Here is a 25653-nt window from a genome sequence, read left to right as displayed (position 1 = left end):
CGCCACCTACGAAGCCACCCGATACCAACCAGTCGATCAGGTAGCGTGACAACACCTCATCGACCTTGTCCGTCAAAACGGGGCAACCCCAGTGGATCTCGGGCATGCTCGGCAGCGGTGTGTGCTGGCTGCGCTGGCGGTGGACGCCGGTCGGCTGGTGCCGGCGGATCGGCTGGTCGAGCGGGTGTGGGGTGCGGACACACCCCGGCGGGCGCGCGCACCGCTGCACAGTTACATCTCCCGACTGCGCAAGGCTTTCGCCGGTGCCCTGGTCGTCGTGCACCGCTCCGACGGCGACTTGCTGGTGGTGGATCAGGTGGATCAGGTGGTGGATCTACTGCGGTTTCGTGCTCTCTGCGCCCGCGCCCGCCGGGCGGAGGACGACACGACCCGGGTGGCGCAGCTGACCGAGGCGTTGGCGTTGTGGCGCGGGGAATCGCTGACGGGTGTGCGCGGGGAGTGGGTGGACGGCGAACGCGACCGGTGGCGGCAGGAGCGGTGGACTGCTGAGCAGGACCTGACCGATGTGCTGCTGCGTGAGGGCCGGGGTGAGGAGCTGGTGGCGCAGCTGTCGGCCCGGACCACGCAACATCCGCTGGACGAACGGGTGGCCGCCCAGTTCATAGTGGCGCTGCACCGTGCGGGGCGCACCGCGGACGCCCTGGCTCACTATCGGCACGTGCGGGACCGCTTGATCGAGGAGCTGGGCACGGACCCCGGTATCGCATTGCAGAACCTGCACCAGCGCATCCTCGACGCCGACCCCGTCCTCACCGTCAGCGGCGAGACCGTGGCGACGGCGGGGGCACCAGCGCCTCGGCAGTTGCCCGCGCCGCCACGGTGGTTCACCGGCCGCAGCACCGAACTGGCCCGCCTGGACCAGGCGCTGACCGCCGAGCCGGAGAAGGGAGCGTTGTCGTCCTGGACCGGATCGGAGACGCGAACCGCCGCCACCGTGGTGATCTCCGCGATTGGCGGTGCGGGCGGGATCGGCAAGACCTGGCTGGCGTTGGCCTGGGCGCACCAGCACGCCGAGCGGTTCCCCGACGGGCAGCTGTTCACCGACCTGCGCGGATTCAGCCCCACCGAACAGCCCGTCACGTCCGAGGCCGCACTGTTCGAGTTCCTCACCGCATTGGGCATCACCCCCGACCGCATGCCCATCGACTTGGACACCAAAGCCGCGCTGTACCGCAGCCTGCTCGCCGGGAAACGGATGCTCGTGGTGCTGGACAACGCCGCCACGGCCGAGCAGGTCGTCCCGCTGCTACCGGGCAGCCCGGCCTGCACCGTACTGGTCACCAGCCGTACCACGCTCGCCTCCTTGATCGACCGGCACAGCGCTCACCACCTGCAAGTCGACGTGCTGACGCCCGGCGAGGCCAATGCCCTGCTGGTCGCACGCCTCGGCGCCGGCCGCGTCGCCGCCGAGCCCGGCGCCGTGGACGAGCTGGTCGCGTTGTGCGGGGGCTACCCGGGAACAAGGCCGCGACGACGACGCCGAGCGGGTGCGGCGGCAACTCGACGCCCACCACGGTGGCGACGAACCGGCCCCGTCCGCCGAAACCACGAAGTGATGTCGCCGGGTCATCGCGGCGCGGATGTGCACCCGGTAGGTCTGGCTGGCCCCCAGGTTCTCGGGCCTCATGCGACCAGGGGTGCTCGCGGGCCTGACCGGGTGCCGGTCGAGCCGGCGCACCATCAGCACGACCGCTACCCAGATCAGACAGGTTTCGGAGTGCTGGACGAGGCGTTCGTCGTCACGGCAGTCGCACCCGTGCCGCGGCAGCCACGACAAGGCCGGTGAACGTACTGGGCCAGCCCGATAGTTCACCACTTCCCCTGTTCGGGTCGTCAGCCCTTCGGCTTCTCGCTTGGAGGTTTTCCAAGCGGTACCAAGGAAACCGCACAGTGTGCGCGGTGCGCGCCAAGGCGAGAGGATCCCGTGTCCGGACAGCTCGACCACCCACCCGTGCTCCACCGCGACGACCGAACGTCCAGCGTCGATCTCAGCGAAGCCGAGGCGCGGTTCCGGCAGTGGATGCACGACAACCTCCGCCACGCCGCGGACCACTTCGGTCTCACCATTGCCGGCAAGGCCCGGCTCGGCCGGCTGGACAGGTCGATCAGCGCCCCCGTACACGCAGCCGGCCGGCGGCTCTGGCTTCGGGTGGTGTCCGAGGACGAGCAGTGGACCGATGGCGACTTCTGGACCGGCGACCTCGATGCCAACGTGTTCACCACCCTGTCCAAGCCGCAGGTCCTCGACGTCTACGAGTGGGAGGAATGGCGGCGGCAACGAGCCGAGCTGACGACCCTGGCCCCAGGCTCACCGTGCTCCCCCACCGACGCCTTGCGCCACGCGATCGACCTTCCCGACCGCTGGTGGACGGACCTGCGCAGCACGATGGAGGTGGTCGCGGCGACGCCGACCGACCGGGTCAACGCCGACCAGGGTCTGATCACCGGGAGGATCCAGCAACACTTCGGCAACTCGGTGAACCCTGTGGTCCGCCAGTGGGAAACCGTGCACGGCGACCTGCACTGGGCGAACCTGATGGCACCGGACTTCGTCCTGCTGGACTGGGAACTGTGGGGACGCGGCCCGGCCGGGACCGACGCGGCCACACTGCTGTGCCACAGCCTGCTTGCACCGGACACCGCAGAACGCGTCCGCGACACCTTCGCCGACGTGCTCAACAGCGACGCCGGACGGCTCGCCCAGCTCTACGCCGCGGCCCGGCTGCTGCACCGCATCGACAAGGGCGACCACCCCGACCTCGCCACACCACTGAGGAAGTTCGTCGAGACCTTCTAGGCTGACGTCAGACGGTTTCTTCGAGTGGCCACGGCGTCTCCCCGAGGCCTCCTCCAGAATCCGGTCCCGGCATCTGCGCCGCTGGTCAGCTGGAAGGACGCGCCTGCACGTCAGATCGCCGGTGTTTCACCCCGCGGGGCGACCTCAACCACCCTGGCGTCGTCGGTGATGAAGCCGCGCAGGAGGAAGAGACCCAAGACCCAGATCGTCAAGCGGATCATCGCCAGGGCTGGCACCGCCGCGAGTGCTTCAGCGGGTACAGCGGACGTCCCGAACTCCGATCCGCCTTGCCAGTTCCAGAGCCTGCCAGGCGTTTCGGCGGTCTGCCGCTCCCATGTGGATGGTTTGCCGGGGGCGATCAGTGTTCACCCGGTCGGTCTGTCGTAGTGCCGCGACTACTGCGGTCCAGCTGTTCCGGTGCCGCGCGGAGCGTTCTCGATCTGGCCGCAATGGCCGCCAGGCGCACCTCCGCGGCATCTCGATTGGCCCCTTGGGCAGTGCCCGAGCACTCGCCACACTTGGTCCGCACGGGCCGCCACAGCCACCCGGCCGCTGAGGCGTTGACACGATCGCGACCGCCTCGTCTGCTGCCCGCAACAGGTGAGCTCCTTTCCCGCCGTCGGCACGCCGGCCGTGCGCGGCAGTGGTCCGCATGCGACCGGGAACCGTGTTGCACGAGAGACGAAGGTCGACCGCGACGCGGTGTGCCCGGATTCGTGCGGCGCGCCGCGATCACGAACAGCATCAACTCGGCGAAGTCGAAGTCGAAGTTCACAAGGTGGGACGCGCAACGCCGAAACCCCGTCGAGCGTTTCGGAGTCAGCCAGGTCTCCCGCGACTCCTTCGCCCATGCATCTGCCGTCGTCCAGTGGTGCAAATCGCCCGATCAGCAGCCGTCACACCGAAAGCCGTGGCGGCTCGAACGCATTCCGTCGGGCCATGGCCTTGCTGTCCGAATAGTGGACACAACGATGAGACATCGTCACCGTCGAGGCCGGACGGCGGCACCGGCACACGCGGCCCGCGAAAGCCAGTTCACACGTGATCTTCGAATACATCGAGAATCGGTACAACAGCCCCAAGGTGATCCTGACCAGCTCTTTCTTGCCGCACAGCGCAAGGCGGGATTGAGGCGGAATCGATTCTGGTACTGCGCAGCAATCGACAGACGCTTCGGTTGTGCCTGGAACAAATGTTGCACACAAGGCATCGTGGCCCCTCCCTCACCGCGCAGCCGCTTGTAACGTGACAGTTATCCCCGAAAGGAAATTCGAAGTCGGCTGTCAACGCGCCCGCCGGTCGCCCGGCCAATTCCTGGCGAACCGCTTGAAGGAGGCACGAGATGTTGGTGAACCGCGGAACCCTCGACGACGCCGGCGCGCCGGGCATCGAGCAGGCCCTCACCGAGATACTGGCCGACGTCCTGCGCGTCGAACAGGTCACGGCGGACAGCCACTTCTTCGACGACCTCGGCGCCGACTCGATGGTGATGGCCCAATTCTGCGCAAGGGTGAGGAAGCGACCGAATCTGCCGTCAATTTCCATCAAGGATACATATCAGCACCCGACGATCACGAGCCTCACCGGCGCACTCGCGCCGCGGGGCCGCACCTGCGTCGACCAGGTCGCGGCGCCCGTCCAGACGGCTCCGCCGGTCGGCACGACCCAGTACGTCGTCTGCGGAATCCTGCAGGTCCTGATCCTCCTCGGATACGCGAGCCTCGCCGCGTTCGCCGTCGAGCTGGGCATCGAGTGGGTGGTCGCCGGGGCGACCCCGCTCGACGTCTACCTGCACACGGTGCTGGCCGGCGGCGCGGGACTGCTCGGCGTGTTCGCCCTCCCGGTACTGGCGAAGTGGCTGCTGATCGGGCGGTGGCGGCCGCAGCGGATCCGGATCTGGAGCCTCTCCTACGTGCGCTTCTGGATGGTCAAGACGCTCGTCACGCTGAGCCCACTGGTTCTGTTCGCCGGTTCGCCGCTCTACGTGCTCTACCTGAGGGCACTCGGGGCGAAGATCGGGCGCGGCGTCGTGGTCTTCTCCCGGCACGCACCTGTGTGCACCGATCTGCTCACCATCGGCGACGGCACGGTCGTCCGCAAGGACGCGTTTCTCACCTGCTACCGAGCCCGCGCCGGTTGGATCGAGACCGGCACGGTCACCCTCGGGCGGGACGCGTTCGTCGGCGAGAAGTCCGTGCTCGACATCGAGACCTCGCTCGGCGACGGTGCCCAGCTCGGCCACACCTCGTCGCTGCACGCGGGTCAGGCCGTGCCCGACCACGAGCGCTGGCACGGGTCCCCTGCCCAGCCGGGCGCGGCGGACTACCTGGGCATCGGACCGGCCCGCTGCGGCACCGGCAGAAGGGCCGTCTACACCGTCCTGCACCTGGCGAGTCTGCTGCTGGTCTACATTCCTCTGGCCTACGGCGGCGCCGACGTGTTGCTCGCCGAGCTCGCACCGGTCACCGCGTTGGCCGGACCCGAGACCGCGGCCTTCACGAGCTGGTCCTTCTACGGCACCGCACTGGTGACCTCACTCGGCCTGTTCTTCGGCTCCGCGCTGGTCGGGTTGATCGTCGTGATGACCGTCCCGCGGGTGCTCAGCCGTCTCGTCGAGCCGGACGAGGTCCATCCCCTGTACGGGATCCAGTACGCCGCTCAACGGGCGATCACGCGCCTGACCAACAGGACGTTCTTCGTCGGGCTGCTCGGTGACAGCTCCTACGTCGTGGGATATCTGCGCGGCCTGGGGTATCGGCTGGCTCCGGTCGTGCAGACCGGCGCGAACTTCGGCAAGAAGGTGAAGCACGACACCCCGTACCTCGTCTCCGTCGGCAGCGGAACGGTGATCGCCGATGGACTGTCGATCGCCAACGCCGACTTCTCCAGCACTTCTTTCCGGGTGACGCGGACGTCGATCGGGCCGCGGAACTTTCTCGGCAACGACATCGTCTACCCCTCTCAGGGCAGGACCGGCGACAACTGCCTGCTCGCGACGAAGGTCCTCGTCCCGATCGACGGGAAGGTCCGGCAGGGCGTCGGGCTGCTGGGCTCACCCAGCTTCGAGATCCCGCGCACGGTCGAGCGGGACAGCAGGTTCCACCACATGGCGACAGGCGACGAGCATCCGGCCCGGCTGGCTGCCAAGAACAAGCACAACGCCCGCACCATCGGATGGTTCCTGCTGTCACGGTGGTGCTACGCGTTCGGGCTCACCATGCTCGGTTTCTGGGCGACGGATCTGCACGCCTCGTGGGGAGCGATGGCGATCGCGTTGTTCTCCGTCTCGTCTCTGCTGTTCGGTGTCGTCCACTTCGCCCTGGTCGAACGTGCTGCCACGGCATTCCGGGGCACCCGGCCGACCTCCTGCTCGCTCTACGAGCCCGACTGCTGGCGGCGCGAGCGCTTCCTCAAGCTCACCGGGCACATGCACAACGTCCTCAACGGCACCCCGCTCAAGGGTGTGGCCTGGCGGCTCCTGGGTGTCCGGCTCGGCCGGAGGCTCTTCGACGACGGCTGCACCCTGGCGGAGAAGGACATGGTGACGATCGGCGACGACTGCACCCTCAACGCGGGAAGCTCGATCCAGTGCCATTCGCTGGAGGACTTCGCCCTCAAGGCCGACCGGATCACGATCGGATCCGGCTGCACCGTCGGAGTCGGGGCCCTCGTCCACTACGGCGTGACGATGGGCGACGGCGCGGTGCTGGCACCCGACTCCTTCCTGATGAAGGGCGAGGAAATGCCGCCGCGCGCACAGTGGGGCGGCAACCCGGCCAGGGAGATGCAGGACGGCGGCGCCGGAGCGGTTGTGGTCAGGTCCGCCGCTCGATGATCGGCACGTCGCGGACCAGCGGGCGAAACGGGGAGGAGAGCTCTGTGGGAACACCAGCGCACGCGAGCCGGGACTTCTGGCGGGAGAAGCTCATCGGCGGCGGGTTCACCGAGATTCCGCGGTGGACTCTCGACCGGGTGGCGACGGTCGCCGAGCACGAGGTGCTGATCCGCGGTGACGACCTCGCGACAGTGCGGCGGCTGGCGGGCGAGCTGAAGGTGACGTTCAGCTCCGTACTGCTGGCGGCGCACGCCAAAGTGCTGGCCGCGCTGACCGGCGAGCGCGAAGTCGTGACCGGCTACGTGGCCGTGGCGGGCGGGCTGCCGTTGCCGTGCCGGTTGACCACCGAACCTGATTCGTGGCGGCACCTGATCTCACACGCCCACCGCGCCGAGTCGGAACTGCTGGCGCACAAGGACTTCCCGGTCGACGACCTGCGGCGCGAGCTGGGCCTGGCCGAACCGCTGTTCGAGACCGCCGCCGATCTGACGGGTACCGGCGGCGACCCGGTGCTGACCGAGAACACCGTGCTGTCGCTGGGAATCTCCTGGCGCGGTGACCAACTCGTGCTGCGGCTGCGGTTTCGCACCTGCGCGATCGACGCGCGCCACGCCGGCCGGATCGGCGGCTACCACCGCACCGCGATCACGCTGATCGCGGCCGACCCGGATGCCGAGCACGGCAAGCTGAGCCTGCTGCCGGGCGAGGAACTTCGCTTCCAGCTCGACCAGCTCGCCGGCGCTCGCCGGGAGCTGCCGGAACACCGGATGCACGAACTCTTCGAACAGCGGGTGGAGACACATCCGGACGCGGTCGCGGCCGTGCACCGCGGCCGGGAATGGACCTACCGGGAGCTCAACGCGCGCGCCAACCGGTTGGGACGAGCTCTCCTGGCACGCGGCCTGCGCCATGAAGGCGTTGTCGCGGTGGTGATGGAACGCAACCTGGACTGGATGGCCGCCGTCCTCGCGATCTTCAAGGCCGGTGGCGCGTACCTGCCGCTGGAGCCGCACTTCCCGGCCAGTCGCATCGCGACCGCTCTGGCACGCGCCGAATGCACGCTCGTGCTGACCGAAAGCGGCAGTGCCACCACGCTCGATCAGGCCCTCGACGCGCGGCCCGCGGTCCGGAAGCTCTTCGTGGACGCGGCCTACGCCGAAGACCACGCCGACGGGAACCTCGGCGTCCACGTCGCTCCGGACCAGCTCGCCTACGTTCTGTTCACCTCCGGCTCCACCGGTGAACCCAAGGGTGTGATGTGCGAGCACGCGGGCATGCTCAACCACATCCTGGCCAAGATCGCCGACCTGGAGATCCGCGAGGGCGAGGTGATCCCCCAGACCGGACCCCAGTGCTTCGACATCTCGGTGTGGCAGCTGGTCGCCGCGCTGCTGGTCGGCGGGCGGACCCTGCTGGTCGAGCAGGAGGTGATCCTGGACGTCGAGCGGCTCGTCGACACCGTCGTCGACAACCGTTGCGGCGTGCTCCAGCTCGTACCGTCCTATCTCGACGCTCTGCTGTCCTATTTGGAGCGCAACCCTCGCGATCTACCACACCTGCACACCGTGTCACCCACCGGCGACCTGCTGAAGAAGGAGATCGTGCAGCGCTGGTTCGCGGCCCAGCCCGCGATCAAACTGGTCAACACGTACGGGCTCACCGAGACGTCCGACGACGCCGTGCACGAGATCATGAGCCGGCCCCCGGACGGCGACCGGGTCCCGCTCGGGCGCCCCATCGACAACGTGACCGTCTACGTTCTCGACGAGAACCTGTCGCCGGTGCCGCTGGGCGCCCCCGGCGTGATCGCCTTCTCCGGGATCTGCGTCGGCCGCGGGTACATCAACGACCCCGAACGCACTCGTCTGGTCTTCACAGACGATCCGCACCGCCCAGGCCAACGGCTCTGCCGGACCGGGGACTACGGCCGCTGGCGGCCGGACGGCAGGCTGGAGTTCCTCGGCCGCCGGGACGACCAGGTCAAGATCAGGGGCTTCCGGGTCGAGATCGGTGAGATCGAGAACGCCCTGCTGCGGGTGCCCGGTCTCCGGGACGGAGCCGTCGTGGTCACCGGCGACGCCGACCGGAGCAGGCGCCTCGTGGCCTTCTACTCGGGTGTGCGGCCGGTCGATGCCGCCGTTCTGCGGGACCGGCTGAGCGAGTCACTGCCCGAGTACATGGTCCCGTCAGCGTTCCGCTGGCTGGAAAGCTTACCGTTGACCGCCAACGGCAAGATCGACAGGACGAAGCTGACAGCGCTCGCCGCGGAACTCGGTTTCGTCGAGGACGGCTTCCAGCCACCGAGCACGCCGGCCGAGCGGCGGCTGGCAGCCGCGTGGGCAGGCGTCCTCGGCATTCCCGGGGACCAGATCGACCGGTGGGACCACTTCTTCGACCGGGGCGGCACGTCGCTGTCGGCCGTGACGCTGGCCATCACCCTGGAACGCGCGGTGTCCGTCACCGACGTCACCCGTCACCCGGTCCTCGCCGACCTGGCTCGGCTGCTCGACCGCGCGTCCGGGCAGGACGCCGCCGAGTCACCGGCTCGCACTTCCAGCGGCAACTGAAAGGACACCGAGATGTCACCCCCGTTCCCGGCATCGCTGCCCGACGTGGAGTTGTGGCCCGGCAAACCGCCGACGCTCACGATCGAGGCCACCGGCGACGCGCCGGGCTGGGCGGCCGAGCACTCCGAGGCGCTGCGAGCCGTCGTCGCCCAGCACGGTGCGGTCCTGGTCCGCGGGCTCGGGCTGCGCAACGCCGACGAAGTCCGTGCGGTGTTCGAGCGGCTGGCCACCTGGCTGATGGTCGAGAAGGAGGCCTTCGCGTCCCGGCGGACCTACACCGGCGGTGTGTACTCGACGTCGAAGTGGCCCGCCACCCAGCAGATGTGCCTGCACCACGAACTGAGTTACCGGCTCGAGTTCCCCGGCCTGATGCTGTTCGCGTGCCTCCAGGCGCCCACGAGGGGCGGCGCGACCGTGCTCGCCGATTCACCTGCCGTCCTCGACGCGCTGCCGGCGGAGTTGACCGAGCGGTTCGAGCGGGAGGGCTGGCTGCTCACCCGCAACTACAACGACGAGATCGGGGCGTCCCTGGCGGAAGCGTTCGGTACCGAGAACCGCCGTGCCGTCGAGCACTACTGCCGCGCCAGCGCGATCGAGTTCGAATGGCGCCCCGGCCGCCGGCTGCGCACCACGCAACGCCGCAGCGCCGTGCTCCGCCACCCGGACAGCGGCCGGCGCTGCTGGTTCAACCAGATCGCGTTCCTCAACGAATGGACGTTGGCACCCGAGGTGCGCGAGTACCTGCTGGAGCTCTACGGCCCCGACGCACTGCCGTTCAACACCGCCTTCGGCAACGGCGACCCCATCGGCGAGGACGTCGTCCAGCTGATCAACCGGGTCTACGAGGACAACACCGCACGCGAGCCGTGGCAGGCCGGAGACCTGATGCTCGTCGACAACATCCGCACCGCGCACGGCAGAGACCCCTTCGACGGGCCGCGTGAAGTGCTCGTCGCACTGGCCGACACCGTCTCCGCGTTCGACTGCGCACCGACGATCCAGGTGGTCGTCGGGTGAACACGATCCGTTCCGCCGCAACGAGGTCCGCCATGCCTGAACTGAGTCCCACGTCATCGACAACCGTGCCGTCGTTCGCGGTGATCTCCGGTGCGCAGGTGCAGCGCGCACTGCGCGGGCGCGAGAACCGGATCGTGGAGGTGGTCGAGGCCGCGTATCGCCGGCACTGCGCAGGCGATTCGGTCAACCCGCCGTCCTGCTTCCTGCGTTTCCCGGATCGCCCGTCGGCCCGGATCATCGCGCTGCCCGCCGCGATCGGCGGGCAGGTGCGGGTGGCCGGTCTGAAGTGGATCTCCAGCTTTCCGGAGAACGTGGCGGCCGGCCTTCCGAGGGCTTCTGCCGTGCTGATCCTCAACGACCCCGGCACCGGTTACCCGTTCGCCTGCTTGGAAAGCTCGATCATCAGCGCCACGAGGACGGCCGCGCTGGCAGCGTCGGCGGCCGACTGGCTGTCCAGAGGCCGGCCGCGACCGATGCGTGTCGGGTTCTTCGGAGCAGGCCTCATCGCCCGCTACATCCACACGTTCCTGGCGAGCACCGGCTGGTCGTTCGACGAAATCGGGGTCCACGACCTGAGTGCCGACAGCGCCTCCGGTTTCCGCGACTACCTGGAGCGCTCAGGCCTCACCGGTTCGATCACCGTGCACGCCGGCCCCGAGCAGCTGATCCGCTCCAGCGACCTCGTCGTCTTCGCCACCGTCGCCGGGCAACCGCATATCGGGGACGTGTCGTGGTTCGCGCACAATCCGTTGGTGCTGCACGTGTCTCTGCGTGATCTCACGCCGGAGATCGTGCTCGCCTCGACCAACGTCGTCGACGACGTCGAGCACTGTCTGAAGGCCGACACCTCACCGCATCTGGCCGAACAGCTCACCGGCGGCCGCGACTTCGTGCACGGCACGCTGGCCGACGTGATGGCCGGACGACTGAGCGTGCCGGCCGGCCGGCCGGTGGTGTTCTCACCGTTCGGCCTGGGAGTGCTCGACCTCGCAGTGGGCACGTACGTCTACGACGAGGTGGTCCGCTCCGGCGAGCTCGACGTCGTCGACGGCTTCTTCCACGAGCTGCGCCGGTACGGGTAAGTGGCCGAGTCACTGCCGCACAACAGAAAGGGGGCAGTGGTGCCTGTCATCTCCGTTCCACAGGACTTCAACGCCGAAGATCTCTACGTCGACCTCTGGCCGATCTTCGGGCGGTCGCTCTACCTGAAGTGCGAGGGCTTCAACTTCGCCGGCTCGATCAAGCTGAAGGCCGCGGCGGAAATGGTGGCGGCCGCGGAACAGAACGGTGTCCTGCGGCCGGGGTCGATCATGGTCGAGTCGTCGTCCGGGAACCTGGGTGTGGCACTCAGCATGATCGCGGCGAGCAAGGGCTACCGCCTCATCTGCGTCACCGACTCCCGCTGCAACCTGTCGACCAGACGACAGATGGAGGCCTTCGGGAGCCAGGTGCACATCATCGTCGAGCCGCACGCCCAAGACGGTTTCCTCGGCGCGCGGATCGCCTACGTCCGCGCGCTGTGCGCTTCCGACGACCGGTACGTGTGGCTGAACCAGTACGCCAACCCGAGCAACTGGAAGGCGCACTACCACCGGACGGCGCCGGCGATCGCGGCCTCGTTCCCGCGACTGGACGTGCTGTTCGTCGGGGCGGGAACCACCGGAACCCTGATGGGCTGCGCACGCTACTTCTGGCACTGGCACCGCCGGGTGCGGGTGGTCGCGGTCGACAGCGTCGGCTCGGTGACCTTCGGTGGTGTGCCCGCTCCCCGGATGATTCCCGGTCTGGGCACGAGCGTCCGCCCGCCGCTGCTGGACGAGTCCTATGTGGACGAGGTGGTGCACGTCGCCGAGGCGGACACCGTCCGCGCCTGCCACCGGCTGGCCAGGAGCGGATTCCTGTTCGGCGGATCGACCGGCACGGTGGTCAGTGGCGCGATGGGCTGGCTGGCCGAGCACGACGCGCGCGACCTCACGGCGGTCGCGATCGCTCCAGACCTCGGCGAGCGCTATCTCGACACCATTTACCAGATCAACTGGTTGCAGGGCGTCTACGGCGAAGACGTGCTCAGCTCCGGCGAGCTGACCGCGGGCTCCCGGTCAGCCTGAGTCAGGGGAGACAGACGTGGGCAGCGTGACAGGGTCGGTCGACCTCGCCGGCTGTGAGCGGCTGCAGTACGACTACGGACCTGATCGGATGCAGGAGGGCCGGCCGGTTCCGTTCACCATGTGGCGTTACCGGGAGTTGCTGCCGATCCCCGACGGCCCGGTGCGGTACCCGGCCCCGATCGGCGGCACGCCGCTGCTGCACGTGCCCGCGCTGAGGCGTGCGCTGGGAACGCCGCGCCTGTGGGTGAAGGACGAGACCCGCAACCCGACTGCGTCCAACAAGGACCGCGCAACCGCGCTCGTGATCGAAGGCGGGCTGCGGCGCGGGCTGAGGACGATCACGACCGCGTCCACCGGCAATGCGGCCGTGTCCACCGCCTTCGGCGCCGCGGCGGCCGGGATGCGGGCCGTCATCTTCGTGTCCGCCGACTGCTCGCCGGAGAAGCTCGCGCTCATGACGCAGGCGGGGGCCTGGGTCTTCCAGGTGCGCGAGGGCTACGCGGCCGCCGTCGACCTCTCCCGGGCCGCCGCTCGCACGTTCGGCTGGCTCGACCGCAACACCGGCGTCAATCCGGTCACCATCGAGGCGAAGAAGACCGTGGCGTTCGAGGTGTGGGAACAACTCGGCCGACGGCTCCCGGACGTGGTGATCGTCCCGGTCGGCGACGGTCCGACGCTCGTCGCGCTCGAGAAGGGTTTCGCCGAACTCGTCAGCTGTGGTCTCACCACCGGGCAACCACGCCTGGTCGGTGTGCAGGCCGAGCGCTGCCAGCCGCTGGTCCGGGCCTGGCTCGGCGAGGACCCCGGGCCGGCGGAGCTGGATCCCGCCGCCACCGTCGCCGACGGAATCGCGGTGGCGCGCCCGGCCATCGGCGACGCCGTGCTGGACGTGGTGCGCCGGACCGGCGGTGGAATGGTCGCGGTCACCGACGACGCGCTGCTGAGCGCGGTCGCCACCCTGGCGGAGCGGGCCGGCGTGGGCGCCGAGCCCGCCGGCGCGGCAGCCCTGGCCGGGCTGGAAGCCGCGGTCGAGCTGGGACTGGCGGATCGGTCGGAGACCTTCGCTCTCCTGGTCACCGGCCGGGAAGTGAAAGCAGGAGACGCCACATTCGCCTCAAGCCGGGTGACCGTCGCCGAGTCGCTCAAGGATGTCGAGCGCGCACTGTCGCACCAACGGCGGACGACTTCGGAGTCTGCATCCGAGAGCCGCTGATCGCCGCTGCGCGAACGCGCGGGGTACCAGAACTGCGATCACCAGAATTCCGCGGGTGATTAATCTTTCGACCAAGACCAGCTTCTTCGTGCTGCAACAGGCCGGGCTGGCCCCGGCCTCCCCGACCACCGCGGCGCTGCTGATCGGCGACCCCGCCACCGCGGCGGCCTATCCGGGACAGCCGGTCGCCGCCCTCCCGCTCTCCGCCGGCACGTCGACCGCCGTGCAGCCCGCACTCGCCACCCCCCACACCGCAAGGCCTTCCGACCGCCGTACCGGAAGCCCTGGACACCGGCGGACTGGGCGCCAAGGCACCGTGCGTGCACCTCACCTTCGGCTCGCCGCAGGGACCGGCGGTCAGAATCGTGCTCGCCGACACCAACCGGCTGCCGGAAGGGACCGGTGACGTGGTCAGCGTGGCACCGGGCAACGGCCTGCTCGCCGCGGGCCTGGCCGCGCCGGGAGTGCCCACCGGCACCCTGTTCCTCATCACCGACCTGGGCGCGAAGTCCCCGCTGCCGTCGTCCCCGGTGGCCGACCAGCTCGGCTACGCGGGAGTGCAACCGACGCCCGTGCTGGACCTGCTGCCCTCGGGCAACGCGCTCGATCCGGCGACAGCGGCCACACCTCATCCGCCGGGGAAAGCCGATGCGAGCCCCACCAGCACAGCCAAACTCCAGTAGTCCCTGGACGCGTCGGCCTGGCGCGGTCAGGATCTGCGATGATCGCCGGGCAGCTCGTGCCGGAGCTCCATCGCCTGTGTGGTCAGCTCGTGCTGACCCGTGAGCTGACGCAGCTCGGCCGCGATCCCCATGTGCTGACCGGTTTCAGCCGCGCCTGCGATGTGCGGCTCACCCGGCCCGGACCGCAGGGAAGCCCACGGAGCCGAACGAACTTCGTACGCGCCCGATCGGGGTGAGGTATTTGAGACGTACATTGAGACGTATACGTGCCCGTGTACGCGAACAGTCGATCATCCAGTGCTCATGAGGGAATTCGGCCCGAACCCCGGTCGCGTGTACGAACTTGCCGAGCTGGCAAGGGAACTGGACCTGCTGCGGGCACGCGCCGCCGCCGGAACGCGCAAGCCCAAGGTCAGCCTGGAGGACCTGACACGGCTCGTCCGGGTGCCGCGCTCGACGTTGCACCGGTACGTCACGGGACAGACGCTCGCCCCCTCGGAGGTGCTCGACCGGATGGTCATCGCCCTCGGTGCCAGCCCGGCGGAGCAACGCAACTGGAACGAGGCCTGGTACCGGGTGCGGGCCGGTGAACGATCACCCGCCACCGCCTCGATCCCGAACGCCCTGCCCGCCACCATCCGCGGTTTCGCCGGGCGCACCGCCGAACTGGCCGAGCTGGACCGCCTGCTCGCCACCGCGCCGCTCGGCGAGACCGGCTCCGGGCTGCCGATCCTCGCGGTGTCCGGCCCGCCGGGAGTGGGCAAGACCGCGCTGGCGGTCCGGTGGGCCCACCGGGTGCGCGAGCAGTTCCCGGACGGCTGCCTGTACGTGGATCTGCGCGGCTACGCCCCGGACCGGCCGCTGGAGGCGGCGGAGGCGCTCGGCACGCTGCTCGGCTGCCTGGGCGACGACGTCCCGTCCGATCCCGCGGTCAGGGCCGCCCGCTACCGGTCGCGGCTCGCCGGGCGGCGGCTGCTCGTCGTGCTGGACAACGCCCTGTGCGCCGAACAGGTCAGGCCGTTGCTGCCGGGCACCGGTTCGTGCGTGGTCCTCGTGACCAGTCGCGACGACCTGGCCGGCCTCGTGGCGAGGGACGGCGCGCACCGGATCTGCCTCGGCCTGCTGCCGATGCCCGATGCGCTCGTGCTGCTGGAGATCCTGCTCGGCACGGAACGCGTGACAGCGGACCCACCGGCGGCCGCGGCGCTGGTGGACCGCTGCGGGCGTCTGCCGCTGGCACTGCGGGTCGCCGCGGAGGCGGCACACCCGGACGCCTCGCTGGCCGAGATCACCGAAGGACAGGCCACCGGCCTGGACTGGCTGGAGGCCGGTGGCGATCCCAGAACCGGTGTGCGGGCGGTGTTCTCCTGGTCCTACCGGCGTCTTGCCCTCGGCGATCCCGAGGCGGCGGCCATGTTCCGGTTGCTGGGCAGGCATTCCGGCGGCGACCTGGCCGGTCTCGCGAAGCTGGCGGGCACGGCGGCCGAGAGGGTGAGCCGGCTGGTGAACACGCTCGTGCGAGCCCACCTGGTCGAGACCTCGTTGGGCCACTACCGGATGCATCGCCTGCTGCGGGCCTACGCGACCGAGCTCACCGACTGACTCGAACGGGGTGGGACGCGGATCCGCGTCCCACCCCGGGTGGTTCGTCAGTACTTCGTGAGGCGCAACTGCAGGCCGCAGCCGCCGGGGCGGTGGTCAGTGTCGATGTTGAGGGTCAACCGCCCACCGGGCGGCACCGACTGCCAGTCGTTGCTCCCGGTGTTGACGCACTGGCCGGTGTCGTTCTCGGCCGTGAACAGCACTCCGAGCACGACGTCGTTGCGGCCGGACGAGGCGAAGGTGAGCTCACACCAGCCGGGCCGGTTGTCGGTGTCCACCCGGACGTCCGGGCCGAAGGAGAAGGACGGGCCGATCGGGATGTGGTTCACGCCCCAGTTGGTCCCGCACTGGCCGGCCTGGCTGTCGTAGCTGGGCAGCAGCTGGTAGGTGATGTCGAGTCCCGCCAGGCTTCCGTCGATGTCACCGATGCCGAACGAGAGCAGGCAGCCGCCCGGCCGGTTGTCGGTGTCCAGCCGGACCGGGTTGGTCGGGCCCGGGTTGACGGCCCACATGCCGTTGGGCGCGTTGGTGCACTGCCCGTTGCCGCCCTCGTCGAGCGTCTTCACCCCGAAGAACGTCGGCAGGCCCTGGACCCCGACAGGTGAGGCGCTCGCCGCCCCGGCACCCGACACGGCCATCGTGCCCGCCGCCAGCAGCGCGCACGCCAGCGCCGTCAGCTTTCTCCTGCTCATGAACCACTCCCATGGTTGCCGCCTGGGTCAGCGGCCCGGTCGGCCGCGACGGGACCGAGTGCATCAGCGCGGCACCCCCGATTCCGCCTCAGTGGGACATTCCCGGACATTCCAGGACGGCATCGCGCGGCTCGTGTCAGTGGCGGTGATCGGCGGTGTCGGACTGATTCGCGCACACGGCGGGCCCGCGCATCCTGGAGGTTGCGCGGGCCCGCCGACCAAGGTTGTTCAGGCACAGTGTTCTGGGTCGATGTAAATGGGCGGAAGCATGCCGGACAACGGGCTGGGCGGGCCGTACCCGGGCGGCCACGCGACCATGCCGCTGGCACCGACCGACCAGTCGCCGGAGGTGCACACGTCGATCGCGTAGGCGACCACCTGGTTGGTGCCGCCGACCTGAACCGGCAGGCCGGTCACGGGCACGCCGTCCCAGTCGACTATCGCGACCAGGCTGAGCTGAGCGACCGCCGCGGTGCACGTTATCCACGCTGCGCCGCCGACCGAGGTGTAGAAGATGTTGTTGTACGGGCCGAACTTCTGTCCAGGCGAGATGATCAGCGGGAACGTGGCGTACAGGGTGCACGAGATCGTCGCCGGGCCGGCGGCCGCGTTGACGTCCGCCTGGCGATGGGCGGTGACCGTCTTCTCGACGGTCAGGTACTGGAGCGGGTTCTCCCCCGCCGCCCGCGCAGCGGGTGCGGCAGCCGCCGCCGGCGCCCACAGCGCGGCCGCCACCAGCGCCAGGGTGCTCAGCACTGCTTTCAGTCCAGTTTTCATCACATCTGTCTCCTCCGGGATCCGGCCTGGGCAGGTGAGACGGAAGTTGCAGGTGCCTATCGCTCGTAGCAACGGGAATCGACGACCTGGTACGGCTGGCAACGCCTTCGCGGCCCTCGCGGTGACCGGACCCGGTCCGTCAACTCCGCCTTCTGGTGCCGAGCCAGGCTCACCCGCACGACTGGACGAAGATTGAACGCGGACTGGATTCCCCTGCACGCCAACGAATTCCGGCCGTTGCCGCGGTCGAACGGACCGTGCCAGCATGGTCCTGACATGGAGGTGGGGTTGCGCGTCCAGGTTCTCGGTCCGGTTCGGGCCTGGCGTGACGGCCAGGAACTCGATCTCGGTCCGGCGGGCAGGCGGGCGGTGCTCGGACTGCTCGCTCTGTCCGGTGGCCGGGTGGTGCCGCGGACGGACCTGGTCGACGCGCTGTGGGGCGAACGGCCGCCGCCCAGTGCCACCAACGTGATCCAGACCCACGTCAAGCATCTGCGGCGGTTGTTCGACCCCGAGCGGCACCGCTACGCGCGCAGCACCAGCATTCCCATCGTCGGCGACGGCTACGCGTTGCGCATCCCGGCCGACGGGGTGGACGCGGACCGGTTCCGCGACCTGGTGTCGGCCGCGCGGAAGACGGATGTCACCGAGGAGATCGCCAGGCTGCTGGGCGAGGCACTCGGGCTGTGGCACGGGCGGCCGTTCGCCGACCAACCAGGTCTCACCGGCCACGCCAAAGTCGTTGCCCTGCTTGGCGAACGGCGCAACGCGCTGCTCGCCTACGCCGAGACCATGATCGGGCTGGGCCGGGCGGCCGAACTGCTGCCGCCGCTTGTCGAGCACACCGCCGACCACCCGTTGGACGAGGCCGCGCAGGCGCTTCTCGTCCGCGCCTACGCGGCGGCCGGGCGGCGGGCCGACGCGTTCGCCGTGTACGACAGTGCTCGGCGGGCGCTGCGGGACGAACTGGCGATCGGGCCGGGAGCCGAACTGATCGACGCGCACGCGGCGTTGCTCGTCGAACAACCGGCGAGCGACAAGTCCCACCGCGCCGGCCCGGTGCCGGCTCAACTGCCCGCGAACGCGCCCGGTTTCGTCGGCCGCACAACGGAACTGGCCGTTCTCGACGGGCTGCTCGCCGAGCGCGAGCCGACGGCGACGGCCGTCATCGCGGTGTGCGGCACGGCCGGCGTCGGAAAGACCGCCCTGGCCGTGCGTTGGGGACACCGGCTGCGTGCCGTGTTTCCCGACGGGCAGTTGTACGTGAACCTGCGCGGCTGCGAAGCCGGCCAGCCCGTGTCCACCGCCGACGTGCTGAGCAGGTTCCTGGAGTCGCTGGGTGTCGTCGGCTCCGACGTCCCGGTCGACGTGGACGCCCGAGCCGCCCGGTACCGGACCGAGGTCGCCGATCGGCAGCTGCTCATCGTGCTGGACAACGCATCGGCGGTCGAGCAGGTGCGCCTGCTGCTGCCCGGCACGCCGTCGTGCGTCGTCGTGGTGACCAGCCGGGACAGCCTCGCGAGCCTGGTCGCGGTGCACGGCGCGCGGCGGCTGGACCTCAAGCCCCTGCCGCCGGAGGACGCCGTCGCGTTGCTGCACGCGTTGATCGGCGCACGGGTGCACGCCGAGTCGGCCGCGGTTGCCGAGCTCGCCGAACAGTGCGCGTTTCTGCCACTTCCGCTGCGGGTCGCCGCGGAACTCGTCGCCGCCCGGCCGGGGGTCGCGCTGGCCGAACTGGTGCGGGAACTCGGCGACCGGCAACGGCGGCTGCGGCTGCTCGACGGCGGCGGTGATGATCGGGCGGCCGTGCGTGAGGTGCTTTCCTGGTCCTACAAGCACCTTCCCGCTGAGGCCGCACGGCTGTTCCGCCGTCTGAGCGGGCACCCCGGCCGGGACTTCGACGCGGCGTGCGCCGTCGCGCTCGGTGACCTCGACCCGGACACCGCGGGCCGGCTGCTCGACGTCCTCGTCCGGGCACACCTGGTCGATCGCAGCCGGACCGGGCGCTACAGCATGCACGACCTGCTCCGCGCCTACGCCGCCGAACTGGCCGAGCGGGACCGGCCGGACGAGCGGTCCGCCGCGCTCGACCGGCTGCTGGGCCACTACCTGACGTCCACCTCCGCGGCGATGGACGTCGTCTACCCCGGCGGGCGATCAGCCACCGGCGTGCCGCCACCGGACGCCGACCCGGCCGGGATGCGCGCCTGGCTCGATGCCGAACGGTCCAACCTGACCGACCTCTGCGCGTTCGCCGCCGGGAACGGGCGGCCGGAACACGCGATGCGCCTGGCCGAGACGCTGTACCGCTACCTCGAAGCCGGTTACCACGCGGAAGCGCTCGTCGTGCACACCAACGGTTTGCGCGCGGCCCGGCAGCTCGGCGACCGGGACGGCGAGGCACGGGCGTTGACCAACCTCGGCGCGGCGCACCGGTTGCTCGGCCGCTACGGTCCGGCGGCGGCTCGGCTGCGTCACGCGCTGCGTCTGCACCGCGGCGGAGCCGACCGGCACGGCGAGGCACGCGCGCTGTCGCACCTGGGGATCGTCGAGGACCGGCTCGGGGACACCGACGCCGCCATCGGACACCTGCGAGAGGCCCTCTCGCGGTACCGCGAACTGGACGACCGGCACGGCACGGCCGCCGTGCTGACCAATCTCGCCAACGTGCAGAGCCAGACGGGCGACTACACCGCGGCCGCCGAGGCGCTGACCTCGGGGCAGGTCCTGTTCCGCGAGCTCGGTGACCGCGCCGGTGAGGCGAGCGCGTTGTGCAACCTGGGCGAGACGGACATGCACCTGGGCCGGCACGCCGCCGCCACGGCGCACCTGCACGAGGCACTCGCCCACTTCAAAGACCTGGGCCACCGCTACGGGCAGGCCGCGACCCTGTCCAACCTCGGTCAGGTCTACGTCCGCACGCACCGCCTCGATGAAGCCGTCAGGGTGCTTGAGGAGGCGCTGGCGATCTTCCGGGTGATCGGCCATCGCTACGGCGAGGCCAACACGCTCAACGGGCTCGCCGACGCCCTGCACGCCGCCGGCCGCCCCGGCGCACCCGCCGCCTATCGAGAGGCGCTGGCGATCGCCGGCGAAACCGGCGACCAGGACGAGCAATCTCGTGCCACCGCCGGCATCGCACGATGCGGTGACCAGGACACCACATCGATTGGCTTCCGGGACTGACACCTGCCCGGCCGCCACATCCGCTGCCGCACCGACATGGATCAAGCAGCGGGTGCGGTGACGGTTTGTGGCGCAGGTGGCGCCTCAACGAATCGGCTACCGGAAATCGGCCCCCACGACGAGCTGGCGCATGCCCCCAGTACCGGCACCGCACGGAAGCGATTTCTGGAAGGTGTACAGCGCCGCTGCTTCCGTGATCTCCGTCGAACAAAGTTCAACAGCGAGGCTACCCATGGCAACAACCGAGTGTCAACCGGGCTATAACGCGCTGCAACCACCCGCCGCGCAGTGTAATACCGACGTCCCACGCCACCGAGCAACGTTGGAAACTTCTGAGATTCGCCCAGGGCAGCACCCTGAAATCGCCCAGTCCTGGCGCACCTCCAGCGGTAGTTCTCGCAGGTAGACGATGCGTCGCCGGGCGTCAGCACCGGTGTCCCGCCACACCGAACTTGTCGAACGAATTCGACCTGGCGCATTCGACGCCCGAGCCGTGATTACGGGTTGACAGGTTCGGACGAACGGCCGTACGGTCGAGAAAGTGAAGCGCTTCGACAAGCCCGGCTTCGTCGAAGCTCAATTCCGCCTGTCATTAACGTGAAACCGTTGCGTCTGCATACTCGTGTCCACCGAGGGGGCCCGACCGGGATTGCATGCGCCGCCATTCGGCCACTGATTGTTTCGCTGAATGCTTTTGTTTGGATCGGTTGGAACTGGGGGTTCTATGCCGGAGCACAGCACTGTCGACGTCAACGCCCTGATCGCAGAAGAAGCTTTGGACTTCCCGGATGCTCGAACGGCGTCCGTCACGAATCTCGAGGAGTGGCGAGCCGCGCCCCGCGTCGCGGTGCCGGTCGACGCTCTCCGCGTCGCCGACTCACCGCGGCTGAACGGAGTGGACCCCGACCACGCACGCGCTCTCGCTGAGGTCGGCGCCGGCCTCCCGCCCATCCTGGTCCACCGCCAGACGATGTCCGTGATCGACGGCATGCACCGCCTGACCGCGGCCAGGATCAACGGGCGCGAGTGGATCGACGTGCAGTACTTCCACGGCAGCGAGGAGGACAGCTTCGCCCTCGCCGTCGAAGCCAACGTGACGCACGGACTGCCGTTGAGCCTGGCCGACCGGCAGGCGGCGGCCGGGCGGATCGTTCGCTCACATCCCCACTTGTCGGACCGGGCGATCGCCGCCACCTCCGGTCTCGCCGCGAAGACGGTTGCCGCCATCCGCGCACGGGTGGCGGTGCAGGAGTCGCCCGTGCGCATCGGCCGGGACGGTCGGGTCAGGCCGCTGAGCGCTGCCGCGGGACGACAGCTGGCCAGCCAGGTGATCGCCGCGCGGCCGGAATCGTCGCTGCGCGAGATCGCCAGGGAGGCCGGCATCTCGGTGGGTACCGCTCGGGACGTGCGCGACCGCGTCCGGGCCGGGCAGGACCCGGTGCCGCAGCGGCTGCGCAACGGCCAGCGGGAGCTCCGGCAAACGTCCGCCCCGGCCACGCCGGCTGCCGAACCGGTGGACGTCCGTGCCGTGCTGGCGGGGCTCGGCCGTGACCCGTCGCTGCGGTATTCGGAGTCCGGCCGGGCACTCCTGCGATGGCTCGGCTCACGGATTGTCACTGCCGGTGAGGGCAGTCAGGCGATCGACGGCGTCTCACCACACAGCGCGATCCTGGTCGTGAAGATCGCCCGGCACTGCGCACAGGTCTGGGCCGAGGTGGCGGACGAGATCGACCGGAGGACCGCGGACTGCGGCTGAGCGGCAGGCCGTTCTGCGGCGCCCGGAGCACGAGATCCTGCGACTTCCCCAGGAGAATTCGATGACATCCGCACAGCACCGGCCGTCCGAGGCGACCGCGGGATCGGACGGTGCCCGGTCGTTCAGCGATCCCGCCGGGCGGTCATCCGCCGACTGCCTGGTGGGACCGCTGGCCGCCGCGCTGGCCGGCAACGGCCACCCGGTCGTGTCCGGCGGCGCGCAGGTTCGGACAGCAGACCTGGCGGAACGGGCGAGCCGGCTGGCGACGCTGATCGGCCTGCACGGCGTCGGTCCGAACGACCTGGCCGGCATCTGTGTGAACCGCTCCGCCGAGATGATCGCGAGCATCCTGGGTGTCTGGCGGGCCGGCGGCGCGTACGTGCCGTTGGACCCGGGATTCCCGCCGGAGCGCCTGCGCATGATGGTGGCCGACTCGGGTGTGCGGGTGATCGTGACCGAGCCGGCGCTGCTGCCCCTGGTCACCGGGATCGCCGGCGCCGACGTGGCGATCGTCTGCCTGGATCTGGCCGATCCGGCCGAGGCGGTGCCCCAGCTTCGGCCGGTGGCCGTGCACCCCGACGATCTCGCCTACGTCATCTTCACCTCCGGATCCACGGGCCGTCCCAAGGGTGTGCAGGTCACACACCGGTCACTGGCCAACCTGATCCGGTCCTTCCGCGACACGGCGGGCCTGGGCCGGGACGACACGCTCGTCGCGGTCACGACGCTGTCGTTCGACATCGCGATCCTCGAGCTCCTGCTGCCGTTGTTCTGCGGCGCACGACTCGTCATCGCCGACCGGGCGCAGGCCGCCGACCCCTGGGAACTGCGGCAGCTCCTCGTGGAGACCGGGGCCACGGCGATGCAGGCGACTCCGGCGACGTGGCGAATGCTCGTCGGCGCCGGTGGAGTGCCGCCGGGCCTGCGGTTGCGCCTCTGCGGTGGCGAGGCGCTGCCGCCGGATCTGGCCGACGAGCTGCTCTCCCCCGGCGCGACGTTGTGGAACCTGTACGGGCCGACCGAGACCACCGTGTGGTCCGCGGCCGGCGTCGTCCAGCCCAGGCCGGCCCCGGTCCGGATCGGACCGCCGATCGCCCACACGCAGATCTACGTGCTCGACGACGAGCTTCGGCCGGTGCCGGTCGACGAGGTGGGAGAGCTGTACATCGGCGGCCTCGGGGTGGCGCGGGGTTACCACGATCGCCCAGGGCTGACGGCCGCCCGGTTCCTGCCCGACCCGTTCGCCGACGGCGAGGGCCTCCGGATGTATCGCACCGGAGACCTCGCCCGCCGGCTCTCCGATGGGCTGCTGGACTTCTTGGGGCGCAGCGACAACCAGGTGAAGGTGCGCGGTTTCCGGATCGAGATCGGCGAGATCGAGGAGGCGTTGGGACGGCACCCGGCGGTGCGCCACGCGGTCGTGGCGCCGGACGTGGTCAGCGGGGAGACCCGCTTGCTCGCCTACGTCGTGCCGACCGCCGGGGCCGCGGCCGACCTGTGGCCGCAGCTGCGCGCACACCTGCGGCAGTCGCTGCCCGACTACATGGTGCCGGCGGCGATGGTGCCGCTCGACGCGCTGCCGTTGACCCCGAACGGGAAGATCGACCGCCAGGCGCTGCCGAAGCCCGCACCCGCCGTCCTCGATCACGCCGGCTACGTCGCGCCCCGGACCGAGACCGAGCGGATCCTCGCCGACATCTGGCGCGACCTCCTGGGCGTGCGGAACGTCGGCGTGCATGACGGTTTCGTCGAGCTGGGCGGGCACTCCCTGCTGGCCATGCAGGTGCTCTGGCGGCTGCAGGACGAGCTCGGCGTGGATCTGCCGCTGCGGACGGTGTTCGACGCGGCGACGTTGGCGGACCTGGCTGCGGTCGCGGACGCCGCGGCGGCGACCTCCTCCGTGCCGGGCGAACCGCCGCTACCGGAGCCCCGCCGAGGTCAGCCACCGCTGTCACACGCGCAGCAGCGGCTCTGGTTCCTGCACCAGCTGGTGCCGGACAACCCGTTCTACACCGTGTCGTTCGAGCTGTGGCTCCACGGGAACCTGCGGGTCGACGCCCTGGGCCGGGCGCTGACCGAAATCGTGCGCCGGCACGAGGTGCTGCGGACCAGCTTCGGCTCTCAACAGGGTGTCCCGACCCAGCGCATCGATCCGCCGTACGCGATGGACCTGACCGTTGCGGACCTGACGGAACTGCCCGCACCGCACCGGTGGGCGCGGGTCCGCCAGGAAGCGGCCGAGCTGGCCGCCGCGCCGTTCGACCTCAGCGCGGACCGGCTCGTGCGGGCACGGCTGGTGGCACTCAGCGCGCGCGAGCACGTTCTCCTGCTGACGATGCACCACATCGTCGCGGACGGCTGGTCGCTGCGGGTGCTCGTCCGCGAGCTCTGCGCCCTGTACCGGGCCTACGCCGACGGGGTGCCGTCGCCGCTGCCGGATCTGCCGATCCAGTACGCCGACTTCGCGATCACCCAGCAGGAGCGCCTGTCCGGTCCGGAACTGGAGGAACAGCTCGGGTACTGGCGGCAGCACCTCTCCGATCTGCCGCACGCCCTGGACCTGCCGGCCGACCGGCCGCGACCGGCGCTACCGACGTACCGGGGTGCGGTCCACTCGTTCGTCATACCGCCCGACCTCACCGGCAAGCTCCGCGCGCTGGGCAACCAGCACTCCGCGACGCAGTTCATGACCCTGCTGACGGCCTTCGTGGCCCTGCTGTCGCGCTACAGCGGCCAGGACGACATCGCGGTCGGTTCTCCGGTTGCCGGCCGGAACACGGCGCAGACCGACGACCTGATCGGACTGTTCGTCAACACGCTGGTCCTTCGCGTCGACGCCACCGGGGATCTGAGCTTCGCCGACCTCCTGCGGCGGGTCCGTGCGGCCACGCTGGACGCGTACGACCATCAGGACGTGCCGTTCGAACGGCTGGTGGACGAGTTCGGGCCGGCCCGTGACCTGAGCCGCAATCCGCTGGTCCAGACGCTGTTCTGGCTGCTGCCCGGAAACCTCGGCGATCCGGCGCTGGACTGGGGCGACCTGACCGCGCGGAGCACCGGACCCGGCGGGCTGGCCGCCTTCGACTCGACCGGCGGCACCGGAACCGTCCACTGCGACCTCGAGCTGCTGCTGCGGGAGGACGGCGATCGGCTCGTCGGCGCGCTCCGGTACAGCACGGATCTGTTCGACGCGGTGACGGTGGAGCGGTTGACCCGGCATTTCGTGGGTTTGCTGCGGGAGGTGGTGGGTGATGCGGACGCGGTTTTGTCGGGACTGAGTCTGGTTTCGGCGGAGGAGCGGCGTCTTTTAGCGGAGTGGAATTCGACGGAGGTTGTGATGCCGTCGGGTTGTGTGCACGAGTTGTTCGAGGGGGTGGTGGCGCGGTCTCCGGACGCGGT

General features: G+C 70.0%; 15 protein-coding genes. 13 read left to right on the top strand and 2 right to left on the bottom strand.

The window, feature by feature from the left end; all coding sequences use genetic code 11:
- Positions 1 to 91 precede the first annotated feature (91 nt).
- The 10 genes from ACWEIJ_RS45625 to ACWEIJ_RS45580 all read left to right on the top strand — a co-directional run bounded on the left by ACWEIJ_RS45625 (position 92) and on the right by ACWEIJ_RS45580 (position 15843).
- Complete coding sequence (locus ACWEIJ_RS45625; protein WP_449843557.1) at positions 92 to 1807, top strand: BTAD domain-containing putative transcriptional regulator; 1716 nt, start codon at positions 92 to 94, stop codon at positions 1805 to 1807.
- A gap of 138 nt (positions 1808 to 1945) precedes the next feature.
- Positions 1946 to 2818, top strand: coding sequence for an aminoglycoside phosphotransferase (locus ACWEIJ_RS45620; protein ID WP_449843556.1), 873 nt, complete (start codon positions 1946 to 1948; stop codon positions 2816 to 2818).
- A 1342-nt stretch (positions 2819 to 4160) separates the two neighbouring features.
- Positions 4161 to 6653: a Pls/PosA family non-ribosomal peptide synthetase gene (locus ACWEIJ_RS45615; protein WP_449843555.1), complete on the top strand. Its 2493-nt coding sequence runs from the start codon at positions 4161 to 4163 to the stop codon at positions 6651 to 6653.
- 44 nt (positions 6654 to 6697) lie between these two features.
- A complete protein-coding gene (locus ACWEIJ_RS45610) occupies positions 6698 to 9220 on the top strand; it encodes a non-ribosomal peptide synthetase (RefSeq protein ID WP_449843554.1) in 2523 nt (840 codons plus the stop codon).
- Between the two features lie 12 nt (positions 9221 to 9232).
- The gene (locus ACWEIJ_RS45605) at positions 9233 to 10237 is read left to right on the top strand and encodes a TauD/TfdA family dioxygenase (RefSeq protein WP_449843553.1); all 1005 of its coding nucleotides are present in this window, start codon (positions 9233 to 9235) and stop codon (positions 10235 to 10237) included.
- Between the two features lie 32 nt (positions 10238 to 10269).
- Complete coding sequence (gene sbnB / locus ACWEIJ_RS45600) at positions 10270 to 11319, top strand: 2,3-diaminopropionate biosynthesis protein SbnB (protein ID WP_449843552.1); 1050 nt, start codon at positions 10270 to 10272, stop codon at positions 11317 to 11319.
- A gap of 39 nt (positions 11320 to 11358) precedes the next feature.
- Complete coding sequence (gene sbnA / locus ACWEIJ_RS45595; protein ID WP_449843551.1) at positions 11359 to 12345, top strand: 2,3-diaminopropionate biosynthesis protein SbnA; 987 nt, start codon at positions 11359 to 11361, stop codon at positions 12343 to 12345.
- Positions 12346 to 12361: 16 nt separating this feature from the next.
- Positions 12362 to 13558 carry a pyridoxal-phosphate dependent enzyme gene (locus tag ACWEIJ_RS45590; RefSeq protein ID WP_449843550.1) on the top strand — a complete coding sequence of 399 codons (1197 nt, stop codon included), beginning with the start codon at positions 12362 to 12364 and terminating at the stop codon, positions 13556 to 13558.
- 320 nt (positions 13559 to 13878) lie between these two features.
- Positions 13879 to 14241 carry a type VII secretion protein EccB gene (locus ACWEIJ_RS45585; protein ID WP_449843549.1) on the top strand — a complete coding sequence of 121 codons (363 nt, stop codon included), beginning with the start codon at positions 13879 to 13881 and terminating at the stop codon, positions 14239 to 14241.
- Between the two features lie 303 nt (positions 14242 to 14544).
- Positions 14545 to 15843 (top strand): helix-turn-helix domain-containing protein, encoded by a 1299-nt coding sequence (locus ACWEIJ_RS45580; protein WP_449843548.1) that lies wholly within the window; start codon positions 14545 to 14547, stop codon positions 15841 to 15843.
- Between the two features lie 47 nt (positions 15844 to 15890).
- Here the strand turns inward: ACWEIJ_RS45580 and ACWEIJ_RS45575 are convergent, their stop codons facing one another.
- Positions 15891 to 16535, bottom strand: coding sequence for a hypothetical protein (locus ACWEIJ_RS45575; RefSeq protein ID WP_449843547.1), 645 nt, complete (start codon positions 16533 to 16535; stop codon positions 15891 to 15893).
- A gap of 228 nt (positions 16536 to 16763) precedes the next feature.
- Positions 16764 to 17312, bottom strand: coding sequence for a hypothetical protein (locus ACWEIJ_RS45570; protein ID WP_449843546.1), 549 nt, complete (start codon positions 17310 to 17312; stop codon positions 16764 to 16766).
- Between the two features lie 276 nt (positions 17313 to 17588).
- On the opposite strand from ACWEIJ_RS45570, the gene ACWEIJ_RS45565 reads away from it, so the two are divergent.
- The 3 genes from ACWEIJ_RS45565 to ACWEIJ_RS45555 form a co-directional block, all read left to right on the top strand.
- On the top strand, positions 17589 to 20498 hold the full coding sequence (locus tag ACWEIJ_RS45565; protein ID WP_449843545.1) for an AfsR/SARP family transcriptional regulator: 2910 nt from the start codon (positions 17589 to 17591) through the stop codon (positions 20496 to 20498).
- Positions 20499 to 21222: 724 nt separating this feature from the next.
- Positions 21223 to 22254: a streptomycin biosynthesis protein gene (locus tag ACWEIJ_RS45560; protein WP_449843544.1), complete on the top strand. Its 1032-nt coding sequence runs from the start codon at positions 21223 to 21225 to the stop codon at positions 22252 to 22254.
- 61 nt (positions 22255 to 22315) lie between these two features.
- On the top strand, positions 22316 to 25653 hold a 3338-nt coding region (locus ACWEIJ_RS45555), incomplete at its 3' end, for an amino acid adenylation domain-containing protein (protein ID WP_449843543.1).

It is taken from the genome of Lentzea sp. NPDC004789, from assembly GCF_053601075.1.
This window is presented reverse-complemented; position numbering and strand designations above follow the sequence as displayed.

Bases quoted from the DNA above. Each gene is read 5' to 3' on its own strand.
- ACWEIJ_RS45615 (WP_449843555.1), top strand. From the start codon at position 4,161: ATGTTGGTGAACCGCGGAACCCTCGACGACGCCGGCGCGCCGGGCATC.
- ACWEIJ_RS45605 (WP_449843553.1), top strand. From the start codon at position 9,233: ATGTCACCCCCGTTCCCGGCATCGCTGCCCGACGTGGAGTTGTGGCCC.
- sbnB (WP_449843552.1), top strand. From the start codon at position 10,270: ATGCCTGAACTGAGTCCCACGTCATCGACAACCGTGCCGTCGTTCGCG.
- ACWEIJ_RS45580 (WP_449843548.1), top strand. From the start codon at position 14,545: ATGAGGGAATTCGGCCCGAACCCCGGTCGCGTGTACGAACTTGCCGAG.
- ACWEIJ_RS45575 (WP_449843547.1), bottom strand. From the start codon at position 16,535: ATGAGCAGGAGAAAGCTGACGGCGCTGGCGTGCGCGCTGCTGGCGGCG.
- ACWEIJ_RS45570 (WP_449843546.1), bottom strand. From the start codon at position 17,312: ATGAAAACTGGACTGAAAGCAGTGCTGAGCACCCTGGCGCTGGTGGCG.
- ACWEIJ_RS45565 (WP_449843545.1), top strand. From the start codon at position 17,589: ATGGAGGTGGGGTTGCGCGTCCAGGTTCTCGGTCCGGTTCGGGCCTGG.
- ACWEIJ_RS45560 (WP_449843544.1), top strand. From the start codon at position 21,223: ATGCCGGAGCACAGCACTGTCGACGTCAACGCCCTGATCGCAGAAGAA.